15 protein-coding genes are annotated in these 16,997 nt (G+C 68.0%); 5 read left to right on the top strand and 10 right to left on the bottom strand.

Annotated features, from left to right (window positions below; all coding sequences use genetic code 11):
• Nucleotides 1–58 precede the first annotated feature (58 nt).
• Nucleotides 59–1,093 (bottom strand): Bug family tripartite tricarboxylate transporter substrate binding protein, encoded by a 1,035-nt coding sequence (locus AC1DS6_RS03495; RefSeq protein WP_477102144.1) that lies wholly within the window; start codon nt 1,091–1,093, stop codon nt 59–61.
• Between the two features lie 314 nt (nt 1,094–1,407).
• Between AC1DS6_RS03495 and AC1DS6_RS03490 the strand changes: the two genes are divergently transcribed.
• From AC1DS6_RS03490 to AC1DS6_RS03475, 4 genes are all read left to right on the top strand, one after another.
• Nucleotides 1,408–3,108: a thiamine pyrophosphate-binding protein gene (locus AC1DS6_RS03490; protein WP_477102070.1), complete on the top strand. Its 1,701-nt coding sequence runs from the start codon at nt 1,408–1,410 to the stop codon at nt 3,106–3,108.
• A gap of 76 nt (nt 3,109–3,184) precedes the next feature.
• Nucleotides 3,185–4,609: an FAD-binding oxidoreductase gene (locus AC1DS6_RS03485; RefSeq protein ID WP_477102069.1), complete on the top strand. Its 1,425-nt coding sequence runs from the start codon at nt 3,185–3,187 to the stop codon at nt 4,607–4,609.
• 64 nt (nt 4,610–4,673) lie between these two features.
• Entirely contained in the window at nt 4,674–5,666 is a 993-nt protein-coding gene (locus AC1DS6_RS03480; RefSeq protein ID WP_035861276.1) for a Bug family tripartite tricarboxylate transporter substrate binding protein, read from the top strand.
• 42 nt (nt 5,667–5,708) lie between these two features.
• A complete protein-coding gene (locus AC1DS6_RS03475) occupies nt 5,709–6,782 on the top strand; it encodes an Ldh family oxidoreductase (protein ID WP_477102068.1) in 1,074 nt (357 codons plus the stop codon).
• Between the two features lie 57 nt (nt 6,783–6,839).
• Here the strand turns inward: AC1DS6_RS03475 and AC1DS6_RS03470 are convergent, their stop codons facing one another.
• Genes AC1DS6_RS03470 through AC1DS6_RS03455 form a run of 4 tightly spaced genes read right to left on the bottom strand, consistent with a single transcriptional unit; the run spans nt 6,840 to nt 11,019 of the window.
• Nucleotides 6,840–7,658, bottom strand: coding sequence for an IclR family transcriptional regulator (locus tag AC1DS6_RS03470; RefSeq protein WP_441636409.1), 819 nt, complete (start codon nt 7,656–7,658; stop codon nt 6,840–6,842).
• A 31-nt stretch (nt 7,659–7,689) separates the two neighbouring features.
• Entirely contained in the window at nt 7,690–9,243 is a 1,554-nt protein-coding gene (locus AC1DS6_RS03465) for a class I adenylate-forming enzyme family protein (protein ID WP_477102067.1), read from the bottom strand.
• Nucleotides 9,240–9,377 carry a hypothetical protein gene (locus AC1DS6_RS03460; RefSeq protein WP_441636405.1) on the bottom strand — a complete coding sequence of 46 codons (138 nt, stop codon included), beginning with the start codon at nt 9,375–9,377 and terminating at the stop codon, nt 9,240–9,242. The genes AC1DS6_RS03465 and AC1DS6_RS03460 overlap by 4 nt, the downstream gene beginning before the upstream one ends.
• A 37-nt stretch (nt 9,378–9,414) precedes the next feature.
• Nucleotides 9,415–11,019 (bottom strand): methyl-accepting chemotaxis protein, encoded by a 1,605-nt coding sequence (locus tag AC1DS6_RS03455; RefSeq protein ID WP_477102066.1) that lies wholly within the window; start codon nt 11,017–11,019, stop codon nt 9,415–9,417.
• Between the two features lie 269 nt (nt 11,020–11,288).
• Between AC1DS6_RS03455 and AC1DS6_RS03450 the strand changes: the two genes are divergently transcribed.
• Nucleotides 11,289–13,109 (top strand): phosphodiesterase, encoded by a 1,821-nt coding sequence (locus AC1DS6_RS03450; protein WP_477102065.1) that lies wholly within the window; start codon nt 11,289–11,291, stop codon nt 13,107–13,109.
• Nucleotides 13,110–13,130: 21 nt separating this feature from the next.
• Here AC1DS6_RS03450 and AC1DS6_RS03445 read toward each other — a convergent pair whose 3' ends face one another.
• The 5 genes from AC1DS6_RS03445 to AC1DS6_RS03425 all read right to left on the bottom strand — a co-directional run bounded on the left by AC1DS6_RS03445 (nt 13,131) and on the right by AC1DS6_RS03425 (nt 16,564).
• Nucleotides 13,131–13,856, bottom strand: a complete 726-nt coding sequence (locus AC1DS6_RS03445) for a response regulator transcription factor (protein WP_441636399.1) — start codon at nt 13,854–13,856, stop codon at nt 13,131–13,133.
• 16 nt (nt 13,857–13,872) lie between these two features.
• Nucleotides 13,873–14,121 carry a hypothetical protein gene (locus tag AC1DS6_RS03440; RefSeq protein WP_441636397.1) on the bottom strand — a complete coding sequence of 83 codons (249 nt, stop codon included), beginning with the start codon at nt 14,119–14,121 and terminating at the stop codon, nt 13,873–13,875.
• A gap of 353 nt (nt 14,122–14,474) precedes the next feature.
• Nucleotides 14,475–14,615, bottom strand: coding sequence for a hypothetical protein (locus AC1DS6_RS03435; protein ID WP_441636395.1), 141 nt, complete (start codon nt 14,613–14,615; stop codon nt 14,475–14,477).
• Between the two features lie 87 nt (nt 14,616–14,702).
• Nucleotides 14,703–15,998, bottom strand: coding sequence for a F390 synthetase-related protein (locus AC1DS6_RS03430; RefSeq protein ID WP_477102064.1), 1,296 nt, complete (start codon nt 15,996–15,998; stop codon nt 14,703–14,705).
• Nucleotides 15,998–16,564, bottom strand: coding sequence for an MBL fold metallo-hydrolase (locus AC1DS6_RS03425; RefSeq protein WP_477102063.1), 567 nt, complete (start codon nt 16,562–16,564; stop codon nt 15,998–16,000). Before AC1DS6_RS03425 ends, AC1DS6_RS03430 begins: the two co-directional genes overlap by 1 nt.
• Nucleotides 16,565–16,997 lie beyond the last annotated feature (433 nt).

Genomic DNA, 16,997 nt, shown 5'->3' with positions numbered 1-16,997 from the left:
CATAAGCCGCCGGGCCCCGCTTGGGTACCCGGCAAGGCACGCGAGCCATGCGCTGGCGTCATTCCGGCCGGATATTCGCGGTCTTGATCAGTTGCGCCCATTTGGCCACTTCGCTCTTCTGGAAAGCGCCCAGTTCGGCCGGGCCCGCGCCGGACGGCTCGATCCCCAGCGCGGCGAGGCGGGCGCGCATGTCGGGTTCCTGGATGATCTTGCCTATGTCGGTGGCAAGGCGGTTGACGATGGGCGCGGGCGTGCCGGCGGGGGCGAACACGGCTTGCCAGGAAACAATCTCGTAGCCCTGCAGTTTCGGCCCGCCGGCCTCGGCCACCGTTGGCACGTCCGGCAACTCACGCGCGCGCTTGGCGGCGGTGGTGGCCAGGGCGCGGAATTTGCCGGACTGGATCATCGGCATGGCGGCCACGCTGTTTTCGAACAGCACGTCCACCTGGTTGCCCAGTAGCGCCTGCACTGCCGGGCTGCTGCCTTTGAATGGCACATGGAGCAGCTTGACGCCTGCCATGTTGGCGAACAATTCGCCGGCGAGGTGCTGCGAGGTGCCATTGCCCGCCGAGCCGAAGGAGACCGTACCGGGCTTGGCCCTGGCCGCCGCAATCACGTCCTGCACGTTCTTCCACGGGCTGTTGGCATTGACCACCAGCAGGTTGGGCAGTGTGCCGATCAGGGCCACCGGCTGGAAATTCCTGATCGGGTCGTAGGGCATTTTCGGGTACAGGCTCACATTGATCGCGTGCGAGCTGATGGTGCCGCCCACCAGGGTGTAGCCGTCAGGCGCCGCCTTGGCCACGTAGTCCGAGCCGATATTGCCGCCCGCGCCGGCCCGGTTTTCCACCACCACCGGCTGGCCGATCATCTGCGACAGGCGCTGGCCGATCAGGCGCCCCAGCACGTCAGTGGTGCCGCCCGCGGCGAAGGGCACGACGTAGTTGACCGGCCTGGTCGGCCACGCGTCCTGCGCATACGCCGGCAGGACGCTGGCCAGGGTGCCCAGCGCGATAAGTGCGGCCAGTGCGCAGGTCCAAAGCCTGGCGAAGCGGCGGGAAGGCTGGAGTGACTGGCCGGGTTGCGGGCGCATGGGCATATCTGGGTCTCCTGATCGTTTTTGTCGAAGCCATCTTCCTTTCCGCTGCCTCGCCGCACCGCCATGCATGGGCAAGGGACGCGGGGGCAGGGCGAGATCGCCTGGCAACAATCTACACGCGCCCGGCAAGCGCAGCCTTGCGTTTTACGCATAGCAGAAATGCGGCGTATGCCAGGCGCACAAGGCACTCGCGGCATAACAATCCATGCAGTCCCGGCTTTTCCGGATTCGCCGGACGCTTTCCGATGCGCTCGTGCCAAGGCAGCGCCCGGCATCTGTCCGATTGCACCGCACCATTCCGTATCATCATGACCAGCCAATCCGTTGCAGCCACCGCGCTTTCCCCGTCATCGCCCGCCAGGCTGGCCCGTTCCGGCGGCCGCGTGCTGGTGGACGCCCTGCGCATCCATGGCGCCGAGCGCATCTTCTGCGTGCCGGGCGAGAGCTTCCTCGACGTGCTGGACGCCTTGCATGACCAGCCCGCCATCGACCTGATCGTGTGCAAGCACGAGGGCGCGGCGGCCAATATGGCCGAGGCCGACGGCAAGCTCACCGGGCGCCCCGGCATCTGCTTCGTCACCCGCGGGCCGGGCGCCACCCACGCCAGCATCGGGGTGCATATCGCCGCCCAGGATTCCACGCCGATGCTGCTCTTCGTCGGCCAGATCGCACGCGGCCACAAGGGGCGCGAGGCTTTCCAGGAGGTGGACTATGGCGCCATGTTCGGCTCCATCGCCAAGTGGGTGGTGGAGATCGAGGATCCGGCGCGCATCCCCGAACTGGTGGCCCGCGCCTTCCAGTGCGCTACCTCCGGCCGGCCCGGTCCCGTGGTGATCTCGCTGCCGGAGGACGTGCTGGATGGCCTGTGCGAAGTGGCCGATACAGGATGTTATTGCCCGGTGGAGGCCGCGCCGCACGCGGCCGACGCGGCAGCGCTGGCCGTGGCGCTGGCCGGCGCGCAGCGTCCGCTGGTGATCGCCGGCGGCGCCAACTGGAGCGCGCGCGCGGCGGCCGATTTCACCGCCTTCGTGCAGCGCTGGAACCTGCCGGTGGCATGCGCCTTCCGCCGCCAGGACGTGTTCGACAACCGCGACCCGCACTACGTCGGCCACCTCAGCCTTGGCGTCAATCCCGCGCTGGCGGAGCGCGTGCGCGACGCCGACCTGATCCTGGCCTTCGGCACGCGGCTGGGCGACATCGCCACCGATGGCTACACCTTGCTGGAAGTGCCGCGCCCGCGCCAGCGCCTGATCCACCTGCATGCCGACAGCGCCGAGCTTGGCCGCGTGTACCAGCCCGAGCTGGCCATCCATGCGGGCATCGAACCCGGCGCCGCCATGCTGGCCGCGCTGACGCCGCCCGCCGCCGTGCGCTGGGGCGAATGGACCAGCGCCGCGCGCGCCGCGCATACCGCCTTCGCCATGCCGGCCAGGCCGCACCCGCAGCTCACGGGCGTGGACATGGGCGCGGTGATTGCGCACCTGGACCGCGTCTTGCCCGACGACGCCGTGCTGAGTAACGGCGCGGGCAACTACACCGTCTGGCTCCATCGCTTCTACGCCTACCGCCAGCCGCGCACCGAGCTGGCGCCGACTTGCGGCGCCATGGGCTACGGCCTGCCCGCGGCGGTTGCCGCCAAGCTGCGCGACCCGCGGCGCACCGTGGTGTGCTTCGCCGGCGACGGCTGTTTCCTGATGTATCCGCAGGAACTGGCCACCGCCGCGCAGTACGGCGTCAACCTGATCGTGGTGGTGGTCAACAACGGCATGTACGGCACCATCCGCATGCACCAGGAAAAGCGCTATCCGGGCCGCGTCAGCGGCACGGCGATCCCGAGCCCGGATTTCGTGGCGATGGCGCAGTCGTGCGGGGCCTGGGCCGAACGCGTGACGCAGACGGAGGACTTTGCCGCGGCCTTCGCGCGGGCACAGGCGGCGGGCAAGCCTGCGTTGCTGGAACTGGTGACGGATCCGCGCCAGATCACGCCGGCGATGCGCATCGCCGATTAGCACCGCCATTAGCACTGCCATTGGCACTGCCAGTACGAGAAGACACCCCACATAAGACAAAAACAGGAGACACGCCATGACCGATGCCACGCTGGCCGACCTGCGCAGCCGGTTTGCCGGCCGCTTGCTGACCGCGCCCGAGGACACAGCCCCGTTCCTCACCGACTGGCGCCGCAGCTGGACCGGCCGCGCGCTCGCGGTGGCGCAGCCGGACACCACCGGGGATGTGGCTGCGATCGTGCGCTGGTGCGCGGCGCGGCGGGTGCCGCTGGTGCCGCAAGGCGGCAATACCGGCATGGTGGGCGGCGCCATTCCCGATGGCGGCGGGCGCGCGCTGGTGCTCTCCACGGCGCGGCTGAACCGCATCCGCGAGATCGATCCGCTCAATAACACGCTGACCGCCGAGGCCGGCTGCATCCTGGCCGCCGTCCAGCAGGCGGCGCAGGAGGCGGGGCGCCTGTATCCGCTGTCGCTGGGCGCGGAGGGCAGTTGCACCATCGGCGGCAACCTCGCCAGCAACGCGGGCGGGGTGCAGGTGCTGCGCTATGGCAATACGCGCGAGTTATGCCTGGGCCTGGAAGTGGTCACGCCCGACGGCGAGACCTGGGACGGCCTGCGTGGCCTGCGTAAAGACAACACCGGTTACGACCTGAAGCAGCTCTTTATCGGCGCCGAGGGCACCCTGGGCGTGATTACCGCCGCTACCCTCAAGCTATTCCCCCGGCCGGCCGCGCGCATGACCGCGCTGGCCGCGGTGAGCAACCCGCATGCGGCGCTGCGCCTGCTGGAACTCGCGCAGCGCCGGCTGGCTGCCACGCTGACCGCGTTCGAACTGATGAGCGGCGTGTGCGTGGCACTGGTGGCACGCCATTTCCCGGACTGCCGCGCGCCGTTCGACCAGGCGCATCCCTGGTACGTCCTGCTGGAAAGCAGCGACCCGCACAGCGAAGCCCATGCCACGCAAGCCTTCGGCGAGTTGATGGAGGAGGCCTTCGAGGCCGGCATCGTGGCCGATGCAGCCATTGCCGCTTCGCTGGCGCAGTCCGATGGCCTGTGGCGGATCCGGCATCACCTGCCCGAGGCCCAGTCGCAAGAGGGCGACAACCTCAAGCACGATATCTCGGTGCCGATCTCGGCCATCGGCGAGTTCATCGCCCACACCAGCGCCGCCATCGTGGCCGCGCATCCGGGCGCGCGCGTGCTGGCCTTCGGCCACCTCGGCGACGGCAACCTGCACTACAACGTCAGCGCGCCGCAGGGCATGCCGCAGCCGGAGTTCGTGCAGGCAAACGGCGCGGCGATCAGCGCGCTGGTGTACGAGGCGGTGCACCGCGCGCGCGGCTCGATCTCGGCCGAGCATGGCATCGGCCAGCTCAAGGTCGACAAGAACGCGCACTACAAATCCGCCGTGGAAATGGCGCTGATGCAGAAAATCAAGCACGCCCTGGACCCGCACGGGCTGATGAATCCGGGGCGGCTGCTGCCGGATCCGTCTCATTGAGCGCACTTCGCATGATCCTGGGGCCGGCAGCATGGCCACTACAAGAACCACAAAGGAGACAACCATGCATCAAAGCTTCAAGCCTTCGCGCCGCGCGCTGCTGGCGGCACTGGCTGCGGCCACCGCCTGCGCGGCGTTGCCCGCGCAGGCGGATACCTATCCCTCCAGGCCGATCCGCGTGGTGGTGCCGTTTGCCGCCGGCGGCAATACCGATATCGTGGCCCGCCTGATCGGGCGCGACCTGCAGAAGGCGCTGGGCCAGCCCGTAGTGGTGGAGAACCGCCCCGGCGCTTCGGGCAATATCGGCGCCGACATTGTCGCCAAGTCCGCGCCGGACGGCTACACGCTGCTGATGGGCACGGTCGGTACCAACGCCATCAACGCCAGTTTCTATCGCAAGATGCCTTACGATACGGCGAAGGATTTCACGGCCGTGGCGATGGTCGCTTCGGTGCCGAACATCCTGGTGGTCAATCCCTCGGTGCCGGCCCGCAACGTCAAGGAGCTTACGCAGTTCGTGAAGAGCGAGAACGGACGGGCCACCTTTGCCTCGTCGGGCGCGGGCAGCTCGATCCACCTTTCGGGCGAGCTGTACAAGGTGATGACAGGAACCGCGATGGTGCACGTGCCATACAAGGGCAGCGCGCTGGCGGTGACGGACCTGATGGGCGGCCAGGTGCAGATCATGTTCGATAACGCGCCGACCTCGCTGCCGTTCGTCAAGTCCGGCAAGCTCAAGGCGCTTGCGGTCACCGGCGCCAGACGCATGGCCGCGCTGCCTGACGTGCCTACCATGGAAGAGGCCGGCCTGCCGGGCTTTGTCACCGGCTCCTGGTTCGGCCTGTTCGCCCCGGCCGGCACGCCGCGCGAGATCGTGGCGAAGGTCAGCGACGCCGTGATGGCAGCCATGCGCCGGCCCGAGTTCCGCGAGCAGCTGGTCAATGCCGGCGCCGAGCCCGATCCCAGGCCCAGCACCGAATTCCAGTCCTTCGCCCTGGCCGAGAAGGTGCGCTGGGAAAAGGTGGTCAAGGCCGCCGGCGTATCGGTCAACGAGTAAAACCAGAGGCGTGCCCGGCACGCCCGACCTGACGGAGCCACTATGCAAAGCCAATCCACAGCCATTGCGCGCCATGATGCCGCTGCGCTGCGCAGCATGGCGCAGGCCATGTTCGAGCGCGCGGGCATGCCCGCCGAGCGAGCCGCCGACGTGGCGGACATCCTGGTCGAAGGCGACCTGATGGGCCACGATACGCATGGCCTGCAATTGCTGCCTACCTACCTGGCCGAGATCGAAAGCGGCAGCATGGCGCTCAGGGAAGACTACGAGGTGCTGGCCAATCGCGCCGCCGTGGCCACCTGGGACGGCAAGCGCCTGCCAGGGCCGTGGCTGACGCTGCGCGCCATGGAAACCGCGATGGCCCGGGCACGCGACTACGGCACCGGTACGGTCACGATCCGCCGCTCCCACCATATCGCCTGCCTGGCGGCTTACCTGGAACGGGCAACCAAGGCCGGCTTCGTCATGCTGCTGTTTTCCTCGGCGCCCGGCGCGGCCACCGTGGCGCCCTTTGGCGGTATGCGCCCGGTGTTTTCCCCCAGCCCGCTGGCGGTGGGATTTCCCACGCCGGAGGGCCCGGTGCTGATCGATGTCTCCACTTCCATCACCACCAATGGCCTGACCGGCCGCTTGTACAAGGAAGGCAAGCGGCTGCCGCACCAGTGGCTGATCGACGAACACGGCAATGCCAGCGACGATCCGGCGGTGCTGTTCCCGCCGCACTCGGGTTCGATCCTGCCCCTGGGCGGACTCGATGCCGGCCACAAGGGCTTTGCGCTGTCGCTGATGGTGGAAGCGCTGACCGCCGGGTTGACGGGCCATGGCCGCGACGATCCAGGCAAGCGCTGGGGCAATACCGTGTTCCTGCAGATCCTGGATCCGGCAGCCTTTGCCGGCGAGGAGGCCTTCGCCACCCAGATGGGCTGGGTGGCGCGCGCCTGTACCGGCAACCCGCCGCGGCCCGGTGTGGAGCGCGTACGGTTGCCAGGGCAGGGCGCGCTGGAGCGCAAGGCGCGCCAGTTGCGCGATGGCGTGGCGCTCAACCCCGTCATCCTGCCGCAGCTGGCGCCGTGGCTGGAAAAATACGGCATGGCGGCACCCGCGCCGTTGGCTTGATGCGGGCGGGCGGCTGCCTGGGATGGAGGACAGCCAAGGCAACGCCGGGGCCGTGGCTTAGCGGTCCTGTGCGCGCAGCACCGATTCGATCTCGCGAATGCGCTCGACCAGTCGCGGGCGCACCTTCTCGAGCAATTGCGTGGCTGGCAGGATGGCCGTCGGGCCGCTGCAGGACAGCGTCATCGGCGGCAGCGCCGGGCCGGGGCGGAAGGCGGCGGCGATCGAGTTGATGTCTGGCAGCCATTCGCCGAAGGATGTGGTGCAACCCAGGCGCAGTACGTCCGCGCGGCTGCGCGCGACGATGGCCTCGGCACTGGCGGCATCCATCCCGTCCTGGTGCCGGAAGGCAGCGAGGGCCTGGCGTTGTTCGCCAGCGGGCAGGGCCTCCAGATAGGCGCGCCCGGCAGCCGAGGTCAGGCCGGAAATCCGCGTGCCGACCGCTACCCGCAACGTCAGGTATGACTCGGACTGGCAATTCTCGTAGATCAGCATCTGCGCGCGGTCGCGCACGATCAGTGAAGTCACGCCCTGTGACAGGTCGGCCAGCTCCTGCATATACGGCCGCACCACGGCGAGCACGTCGACGCCGCGCTGCGCCGCAGGCGCCAGCGCCAGCGCCGAACTGCCGAGCTGGTACTTGAGCTGCTCCGGGTCCGGCCGCAGGTAGCCAAGCTCGGTCAGCGTATGCGTAAGGCGCGACACGGTCGACTTGGGCAGGCCGCAGCGTTGCGCCAGCTCGGCATTGCCCAGGCGCGTCTCGAAGCTGCGGAAGCAGGCCAGCACGTCCAGGCCGCGCGCCAGCGCGGTCACGAAATGCCGGTCTTCCTTGTGCTGGTGCGCCTCGTCGGTCTGCGGTTCGCTCTGCGGTTCGGACATGCGGTGGCCTCGGCGGCGTCAGGGTTGTGCTTCAGCCCGCGCTGGCCAGCAGCTCGCGCAGCCTGGCCTTGAGGATCTTGCCCGACGGCGCGGCCGGCAAGTGGGCCACGACCCTGACCTCGGCTGGCATCTTGTAGGGCGACAGACGCTCGCGCAGGAAAGCGCGCAGGGCGGCCTGGTCCACTTCCATGCCGTCGCGCACTTCGATAAAGGCGATGACCTCCTCATTGCCTTCCACCGCGCGCCCGACCACCGCGGACTGCAGCACGGCCGGGTAGGCGTTGATCGATTGCTCGACTTCCTCGGGGTACACGTTAAAGCCGGAATGGATGATGATTTCCTTGGAGCGGCCCACGATGGACACCGCGCCGTCCGCGTCGATGCGGGCCAGGTCGCCGGTATGCAGCCAGCCGTCGGCATCGATCACCTGCGCCGTCAGGTCGGGGCGGCGGTAATAGCCCTTCATCACATTGGGGCCGCGCACCTGCAGTTCGCCGCTGCCGTCGGGCAGCGGCTCGCCCAGGCGGATCTCTACGTCAGGCACGACCGGGCCCACCGAGCAGTCCGTGCGCGGGGCTTCCACCCGGGTCTGGCAGACCGTGGGCGAGGTTTCTGTCATACCGTAGCCGTTGTGCAGGATGATTCCGAAGCTGGCTTCGAAGGCGGCCTTGAGCGAGGCCGTCAGCGGCGCGCCGCCGGATTGCGCCATGCGCAGCGCGGGCGCCTGCAGCGGCGTGGCCTGGGCGCGGCTCCATTCGATCAGCTTGGCGTACATGGCGGGCACGCCGTGCAACACAGTGAGTTGCTCCGTGACCAGCGCGTGGGCGAGTTTTTCCGGGCGGAAGCGCGGCTCGTAATAGACGGTGGCGCCGTTCGAGAGCGGGCCGACCAGCAGCACCGACAGCCCATAGACATGCGAGATCGGCAGCACGCCGTAGACCCGGTCACCCGGCTGCACGCGCGCCTGCAGCCGGTTGGAGCGGCCAATGAACATCAGGTTGGCATGCGTCAGCATCACGGCCTTGGCGGCGCCGGTGGTGCCCGTGGTGTAGATCAGCGCCGCGACCTGGTCGCGCGCCGCCGCTTCCACCGGCTCGGCCACGGCGGCCTGGTCGGTCGCGCCCAGCAGCAGGCGGCCCACGTGCGGCCATTCGGCCGGCTGTGCGCCGCGTGCCAGGCCGTGCTCGCGCGCTTCGGGATGGGCGCTGTCGAGGTACAGCGCGATGCGCGCCCCGCAATGCTCGACGATGTTGTCGATCTCGCGGGCGGACAGGCGGGCGTTGACCGGCACGGCCCATGCATCGAGTGCGCTCAGCGCCAGGATCAGCACCGCGCAGCCCACGCTGTTCTCCGTCACCAGCACCACGCGATCGCCGCCGCGCACGCCCTGGGCCGCAAGGGCGCGGGCAGTCTCGGCAATGGCGCCGTCCAGTTCGCCGTAGCGCAGCGACCGCTCGGCATCCATCAGCGCCACGCGCTCGCGATGGCTCTGGACCCAGGGGCCAAAGGTCTGATGCAGGCGGGTAAACGAGGAGGAGGGGGCGGCAGCCGGCGCGTGCGCGCCGGGCATGGGAGTGCGACTCATACAGTCTCCGTGTAAGGCTTCCGGCGTGGGCCGCCGGATTGTTCGATCGCCGGATATTCCCACCGATCGCCTTGCGCGTCAACTGCAGGGTGGAACTGCAGTTCTGCATTGCAGAACTGCAGTTCGATTGCCATGACACCTGCTACGCTGACCGCCGCCTGATAGCCACCCTCAGAACCGGAAGCGAGCCACCCCGGCCGCCAGCCCGGCCGCTTGTTGATCCAGGCTGGCGGCCTGCGCCGTGACGGCTTCCACGAGTTCGGCGTTCTGCCGGGTGGTCTGGTCGAGCTGGGCCACGGCCTCTCCGACCGAGCGGATGCCGCGTGCCTGTTCGTCCGCCACGCCGCACAGCCGCTCGGCCAGCGCATGGCTTTGAGCCACCGCCTGCTCGATGCCGCCCATTGCGCTGACCACTTGCCCGCTCAGGCGCGCCCCGCGGGCGATCTCCTCGCCCGCGTGGCCAATGGTGGCGCGAATTTCGCGCGCGGAGGTTGCGCTGCGCTGCGCCAGCCCGCGCACTTCCTGGGCCACGACCGCGAAGCCGCGCCCGGCCTCGCCCGCGCGCGCGGCTTCCACGGCAGCATTGAGCGCCAGGATATTGGTCTGGAAGGCGATGCTCTCGATCACCTCGACCATTTCCGTGATGCTGCGCGAGTGCTGGTTCACCGCCTCCATGGCGCCGCTCATCTGGCCGACCACCGCCATGCCACGGTCGGTGGCTTCGCGTGCCCGGAGCGCCATCGCGCTGGATTCGGTGGCCTGTGCGTGGGCCTGCCCGACCAGCGCGGTAAGGCGCGCCACGCTGTCGGCGGCGGCGGCCAGCGCCGCAACCTGCAGTGCGGTGCGGCGGGACAGATCCTGGTTGCCATGGGCAATGCCTTCGCTGGCCGCGGCGATTTTGGCGCCGGAAAGCTGGATGCCTTCCAGTACGCCGGCCAACTGGTCGCGCATGCGTGCCAGCAGGCACATCAGGCTGTGCTCGTCGCCCGCCCGCACGCGCACCGGCTGCTGCAAATCCCCCGAGGCGATGCGGCTCGCCACCTTGGCCGCGTCGGCCGGTTCGCCGCCCAGCTCCGAGAGCAGCAGGCGCGAAGCAAACCAGGCCAGCGCGGCCGCCGCCGCCAGGCTCGCCACCAGCATGGCCGCCATCACGGCCTGGGCCCGCAACTGGCTGGCGGCCACCGTGGCGACCGTATCGGCGGCCTGCCGCTCCTGCTGCTTGCGGGTGACTTCGACCAGCTCGGCCAGCTTTTGCAGCTGTTCGCCCAGGAAATGACCATCGACCGAGACCGAACTGTCGAACTGCAACGCATCGAGCGGCTGCTTGCGCAGCAGGGCGACGTAATCCCGCAGCATTGCCGCGGCACTGTCGCGCTCCTGCTGCAACGCCTGAGCCTGCGCGGGCGCCGCGTTGCGAACGATCGACAGGGCCTGGTCGAGGCCACCGAGAGCGCTATCGATATCGGCCACCGCGCCATCGCGCTCGCTGCCGCTGGTGGCCATGGTCAGCGCCAGCTGGGCACGGCCAAGCCGGGCCAGCGCCGATTGCGCGCGTTCCGCGGCGATGGCGCCCTGCATATCCCGCTGGTAAAGCGTATCTGTCATCTGCTTGACCGAAACCAGACTGAAGATGCCCGTCAGCCCGACCACGGCACCAAACACATAGACCAGCGCGAACGCGGCGCACATGCGCGCGGTAAGCGGAAGCCGGCCCAGCCAGGACGGGATGCGCCAGCCCGTGCGGCGTGGAAAACTGAGTTTGATGGTTTGCGACACGTTGAGACTCCGATGGACCAGGCGGCCCACTTGCTGACCCTGGGGTACCGCCATCCCGCGCTTGCGGCGGGCGGCGGCATGAATTGGATTTTCCCCGCATGCTGGCCGGCATCTGTGACGCATCCATGACATCCCGGCCGCGCGAGGGGGTAATCGATTTTGTCATCCGGGCGACACATTCCTGACATGAAATAGAGGGCGAGTCACTTTGGCTCACCGGCTTTTCGCGCCTGGCGCCGCGCTTTCCCCACGTCACGTTCACTCCGTCCATGCAATTTGCCTCTCCCCTGGCCGGCGCGCCCGTGCCGCGGCTGCGTTTGCCGCCGCTGCACGCCGTCTTCCAGCCTATCGTCGCCTTCGGCACTGGCGAGATCCTGGGCTATGAGGCATTGGTTCGCGGCCCGTCCAACTCGCCGCTGGCCATGCCGGACGCTTTGTTCCGTCTCGCCCGCAACGAGGCCGAAACCGTCCAGATCGAATTGCAGGCGGCGCGCACCGGACTAGCCGGCTGCCTGGCGCTCGGCTTGCGCGGCAAGCTGTTCCTCAACTTCAGCACCATGGCGCTGCGCTACCTGCTGGCCGAAGACGGCCGCGCGATGCGGACCCTGATAGCGGACAGCATCGCGCCGGAACGGGTGGTGATCGAGGTCACCGAGCAGACGCCCATCGAGGACGCCGAGCGCTTTGGCCAGGCCATGGCTGTGCTGCATGCGTTGGGCATGCAATGCGCGCTGGACGATTTCGGCACCGGCCACGCCAATCTCGACCGGCTGATTCTTCTCGCACCGCACTTCACCAAGCTGGACAAGTCGCTGGTGCGCGGTATCGGCACCTGCTCGCGCCGGCTCGAGGTCGTGCGCACGCTGCTGGCCCTGGTGAAGGCAATGGGGGGCGCGGTAATCGCCGAAGGCATCGAGGACGCCGACGAACTGGCGGTGCTGCGCGACCTGGGCGTGCCCTTCGGCCAGGGTTATTACCTCGGACGGCCGGAGCCGCAGCCGCTGCGGGAAGTCGGGCAGCAGGCCCGCCAGGCGCTGGTGTCCAGGCAGATCGCCGTGTTTCCGCAGGCCGTGCGTTCGGCGCATCCCGGGGTGTCGGCGGGCAAGCTGCTGCGGTCCGCTCCCGCCGTGAGCCCGGCCACCAGCAACAATGAACTGCTGGCGCTGTTTCATGCGCATGCGGGACTGCATGCGGTGGCGGTGGTGAGCGAGGACGACACACCGCTGGCCATCGTCAACCGGCACTACTTCATCGACCGCTTCGCGGTGCCGTTCCATCGGGAGCTGTATGGCAGGAAAGCCTGCATCGGCATGGCCAATCGCGCGCCGCTCTGTTTCGACTTGAGCGCGAGCATCGAGGAAATGGCGCAGGCGCTGTCGGGCGAGGACCAGCGTCCGCTGGCCGACGGCTTCATCATCACCGAGCGGGGGCGCTACGCCGGCCTTGGCACCGGCGCCGACCTGATCCGCGCGGTGACCGAGATCCGCATGGAGGCGGCGCGCTACGCCAACCCGCTGACCTTCCTGCCGGGCAACATGCCCCTGAACCGCCATATCGATCGCCTGATCGAAGCGGGCGCGGAGTTCCATGCCTGTTATGTGGACCTCAACCATTTCAAGCCCTACAACGACCAGTACGGCTACTGGAAGGGCGACGAAATGCTGAAGGGAGCGGCCGCCATCCTCACGCAAACTTGCGATCCCACGCGAGATTTCCTGGGCCATGTGGGAGGAGACGATTTCCTGGTGCTGTACCAGAGCCCCGACTGGGCGGAACGCACGTGCTCGGCGATTGCGCGTTTCAATCGTGCGTCACGCGAGATGTACGACGACGCCGACCGCGCGGCAGGCGGCATCCATGGCGAAGATCGCGGCGGGCAGGCCGTGTTCTTCCCCGCCGTGTCGATGGCTGCTGGCGCGGTGCGGGTCGGGCCACGGGTGCTGGAAGGTATTGCCGGGCTGCCCCGCCTGGGCAGCAGCCATATCGGCGCGGCCGCGGCTATGGCCAAGCGCGAAGCCAAGAAGGCCGCCAGCGGTTTTGCCGTGATCGACCTGCGCGACCTGATGCCAGGCAGCCGGCCGGGGACCTGACGGGCGCCGCCGCGGCAGCGGTCAGCCGAACCCTTGGGGGCTCGGCGCGGCCAGGCCCGGACCGGTTTGATCGAGGCGATAGCCCTGGGCATAGATCACGGTGAGGACCAGGCCGTTGCGGGGACAGAGCCGCAGCGTGCGGCGCAGGCGCGAAACCAGGCTCGCCAGCGCGCGCGACGACGGCGGCAGCGGGTAGCCCCATATCGCCAGCTCGATATGCGTGTGCGATAGGACGCGTCCTACATTGGAAAACAGCAGCGAGGCGAGATCGAACTCCTTGGGCGTCATCGGCAGCCGCCGGCCCTGGAATACGGCCTGGTGCGAGAGGCAATCCAGTGCGTAAGGGCCGACCTTGACGACACGGTCAAGCGATTGCCCGCGCGAGGCAGTGCGGCGCTGCAGCGCATACAGCCGGGCCACCAGTTCCCGTGAGCGCAGGGGGCGGATCATGTAGTCATCGGCGCCGGCCTGCAGGGTATTGACGACGGAGTCTTCGTCTCGCCGGCTGGATAGCACCATGACGGGCACCTCGCAGCGCCAGGCGCCACGTACCGCGCGCACGGCATCCACGGCGGGCATGTCCGCCAGTTCGTGGTCGATCAGCAGGACGTCGTATCCGGACTGGTCGATGCCGTGGAAGAGTTCCTGGCTTGCGTGGTAGGTGTGGCAATAGACGCCGGCGCGCGACAGGGAGTCTGCAAAGGCCTTGGCCTGAACCGATAGGTCCGCTAGCAGTGCGATCTTCATAGAAGTGTCATAAGCGTTATGCAGGTTTGATGGTGGCGAACCGGTCCGCCTCAGGCGCGGCCTGCGCCTGGTCGAAGAGAAGTTCTTCCAGGCGCAGCTTGGCGACCTGACGCTTCAGGTGCCCGATCCCGGTCGCCGAGGCCAATAGCCCGGACTCGAGCAAAGCGATACGCTCGTCGAGTTCGCCTGGCATTTCGGCATACGCGCGCCCCATCGCCTGCAAGGCATGGATGTTGGTGGGAAGGAATGCGGCGGCGAAAAGCATGTCGGGAGTTTACTGGCGGCATGGCGCCAATAAAATCGGACCCGTCCTAAATGAAGGGGGTAAAGCCCATGCAGCGTGAATCCACAAGCTCTCGCGCACGCTTCCCGATGCGGGATTGGCGTGATCCCAACGTCTCCCGGCATTGCGCATGGCCGCGCAAACGCAGCGCGGATTGCTGCGACGCACGTACACAATTTGTCCACAATTGCCAGATCGCGTTATCCACAGTTTGTGTGGATAACCAAGTCCGGTGCGTCGCGTTCGCCCAATAGTGGCGGTTATGTATCGGTCTGCCTAATTTTTGGACAGTGCCGTGGCAGACGGCCAACGGGTGACAGTTGCCGGGGGCGAGCTCAGCGCGCTTGCGCGCGCAGCAGCGATCGGGGCAGGGTGGCCATGCCATGCAACAGCAAGCCCAGGTAAAGAAGGGCGCCGAGCCAATCGGGGCGGGGTTCCAGCAGTGGGCCGGCCAGGCCGATCAGGAGGTCCGGCATGGGCCGGCGCCGCGCGGGATTCCCCGCATCCTTGCCGGCAGCACCACCATGCCGAAGCCGGCGCGGCCGCTCCGTGCATGCCGTTATTCATGCGTCGTGCGTGACCGAGCGCAGACGCACGATGCGGCAGCGCTTGGTGGTGAAATCGGCGGGTGGCGGCGCGGCGTCGTATTGCCAGTCCAGCCCGACAACGGCGACCCCAAGCTCCGCAAGCACCGTCTCCAGCCGTGAGCGGCAGGCCGCTTCCACGACGCTGCCGCCCTCGGCATAAAGGGATAGCGCGTTCGACCCGGTCTGGCGCAGCCGGTAGTCCGCGGCCAGCGGCAAGGCCTGTGCGAAGGCACGCGACAGCACGTCGGCAAAGACCTTGACCGGCTCCCCGTTCCTGCCCGGCAGTACCAGCATGTCGTCGCAGCGGCCTTCGATGCGGGCCAGCGCCAGCGCTGGGCTGCCGCACGGACAAGCGCCGGCGCGCCGTACCAGCACATCGTCGAGCCGGTAGCGGACGATGGGCTGGGTGGTGCGGGTGAAGTCAGTCACGATGGGAACGAAGCGTTCGTGATCCAGCCATTCCGGCTCGACATGGACAAACTCCTCGTTGAGGTGCAGCGTGCCGTGGGCACAAGTCACGCCGAGAAAACCCTCTGTGGCCTGATAGACCTCGCCGGGCTCGCCGAACACGCTGGCCAGCAAGGCGCGGTCGCGGTCTTCCAGCACTTCGGCTACCGAAACGACGCGTGCCGGCCGCAGCGCGCTACGGCCCGCCTGCCGCGCCAGCGCGAGAGCCCGCAGCACCTGCGCGGGCGCCACGACGATGGTGGGCGCATAGCGCTCCAGCCGCGCAAGATGGTCCTCGAACGGCGTGAACAGGTCGAAAAACGCGAACGAGAGCCAGGGATTGCGCACCGCGGTGTAGAGGTTGCTGTTGGTGCGCAGGAACAGCGCCACGCGCTCGCCCGCCAGCAGCCCGCGCGGCAGCAGCCTGGCCAGCAGGGTGCCGGCCCATTGCGCCTGTTCCGGCCGGCTCACCACAAAGGCGCCACGGCCGCCGGAGGTGCCGGAGGACAGCCCCACGCTATAGCCCTGCAAGGTGGGACTGAAATCGCGCGATGCCTCGGCGCGCCGGGCGCACGCCAGGACATCGTCAAGGCGTAGTCCGGCGGTGTTGATCCGGTCGAAGTTGGCCATCAGCACAGCCTTGTCCATGCGTGGCCAGTCCTGCATCGGCCGCGAAAGCCAGGGCGCGAAATAGGGGCTGCGGACCAGCACGCGCTGGCGGAAACGGGTCATCTGCCGGGTCTGGTGCGCCTCCAGTTCGGCGCGGCCGGCAAAGCGCAACCGGCGCGCGTGCCAGTAGGCCCCGAGCATGCGTGGCAAATGCATCAGAGCGCCCCCTCATGAGTCAGCCGGATTTCCACCTGTCCGTTGCGATGCAGGGCATGCAATTGCCTGAGCGTGGCATGGTAGGTCCGTGGGTTCTCCATGATCAGGTTGGCAATCGGCGACGGACCGATCAGTTCCCGGTAGCTGGTCGGCGACCATGCCGCGTCCGAGGCCAGCAGCACCCAGCCTTCAGGCGTGTGCACGAAGGCGCCGAGATGGCCGGCGGCATGTCCTGGCAGTTCCACCAGGAAGACTTCGCCGGCGCTGTCCGGCAAGGCATAGCCCTGGTGGAACGGCGTCAGCGCCGCGGGCAGCGGCTGGCGCCCGAAGACCTCGACAAAGCCAACGCGTTGCTCGAAATCCGCCGGCATCAGTCCCGGTACGAAGCCCCGGCGCAGCGCGCCGATACCGCGCAGCGAGCGCGTGGATTGCCATCCGGCGCCGGAGCAGTAAAACCGTGTATCGGGAAAATCGCGCAGGTGATGGATGTGATTGGAGGTGCGTATTGTAATGAGTCGGCGGCGAGGGGATGGCTTTTGGCGGCAAATGCAGGAATTTGACTTCACGGCAACGGCTCAAAGGCCTGAAATCAAAGGCAGTTTCACCTCCCCCGCAAGCGCGGCAGACGGCGACCAGTCATTGCTTTTGGCGGACTAGCTCTCGCGGCCCCCTAGTCGCGGATAGCGACAGGAGACAGGAGACAGGAGACAGGAGACAGGAGACAGGAGACAGGAAGTTTAAGCCCTCAAATTCCAGGGACCTGCAACGTCGTCAAACTCCCGATTTGGTGTAGCCGTGTTTACCGCCCGTGGGGCGGCAAACACCGACCCGCGATGCGAAGCGAGCCGTGAAGGTGTACCAGGCCGTATGGGGCGCCTCGGGATCCGGYGAAAAGAGCGGAAAAGAGGGACCCATGTTTGAGTATCGCCTTAAGGCGATGCGAGTTTGGGTCCCGGCCGCTCTTTTCGCCGGATCCCGAGGGGGTGTCGCCCCATCCGG

This window comes from Cupriavidus sp. 05L310 (assembly GCF_056398185.1).
The sequence above is the reverse complement of the archived record's forward strand: the minus strand, read 5'-3'. Positions and strand labels throughout refer to the sequence as shown.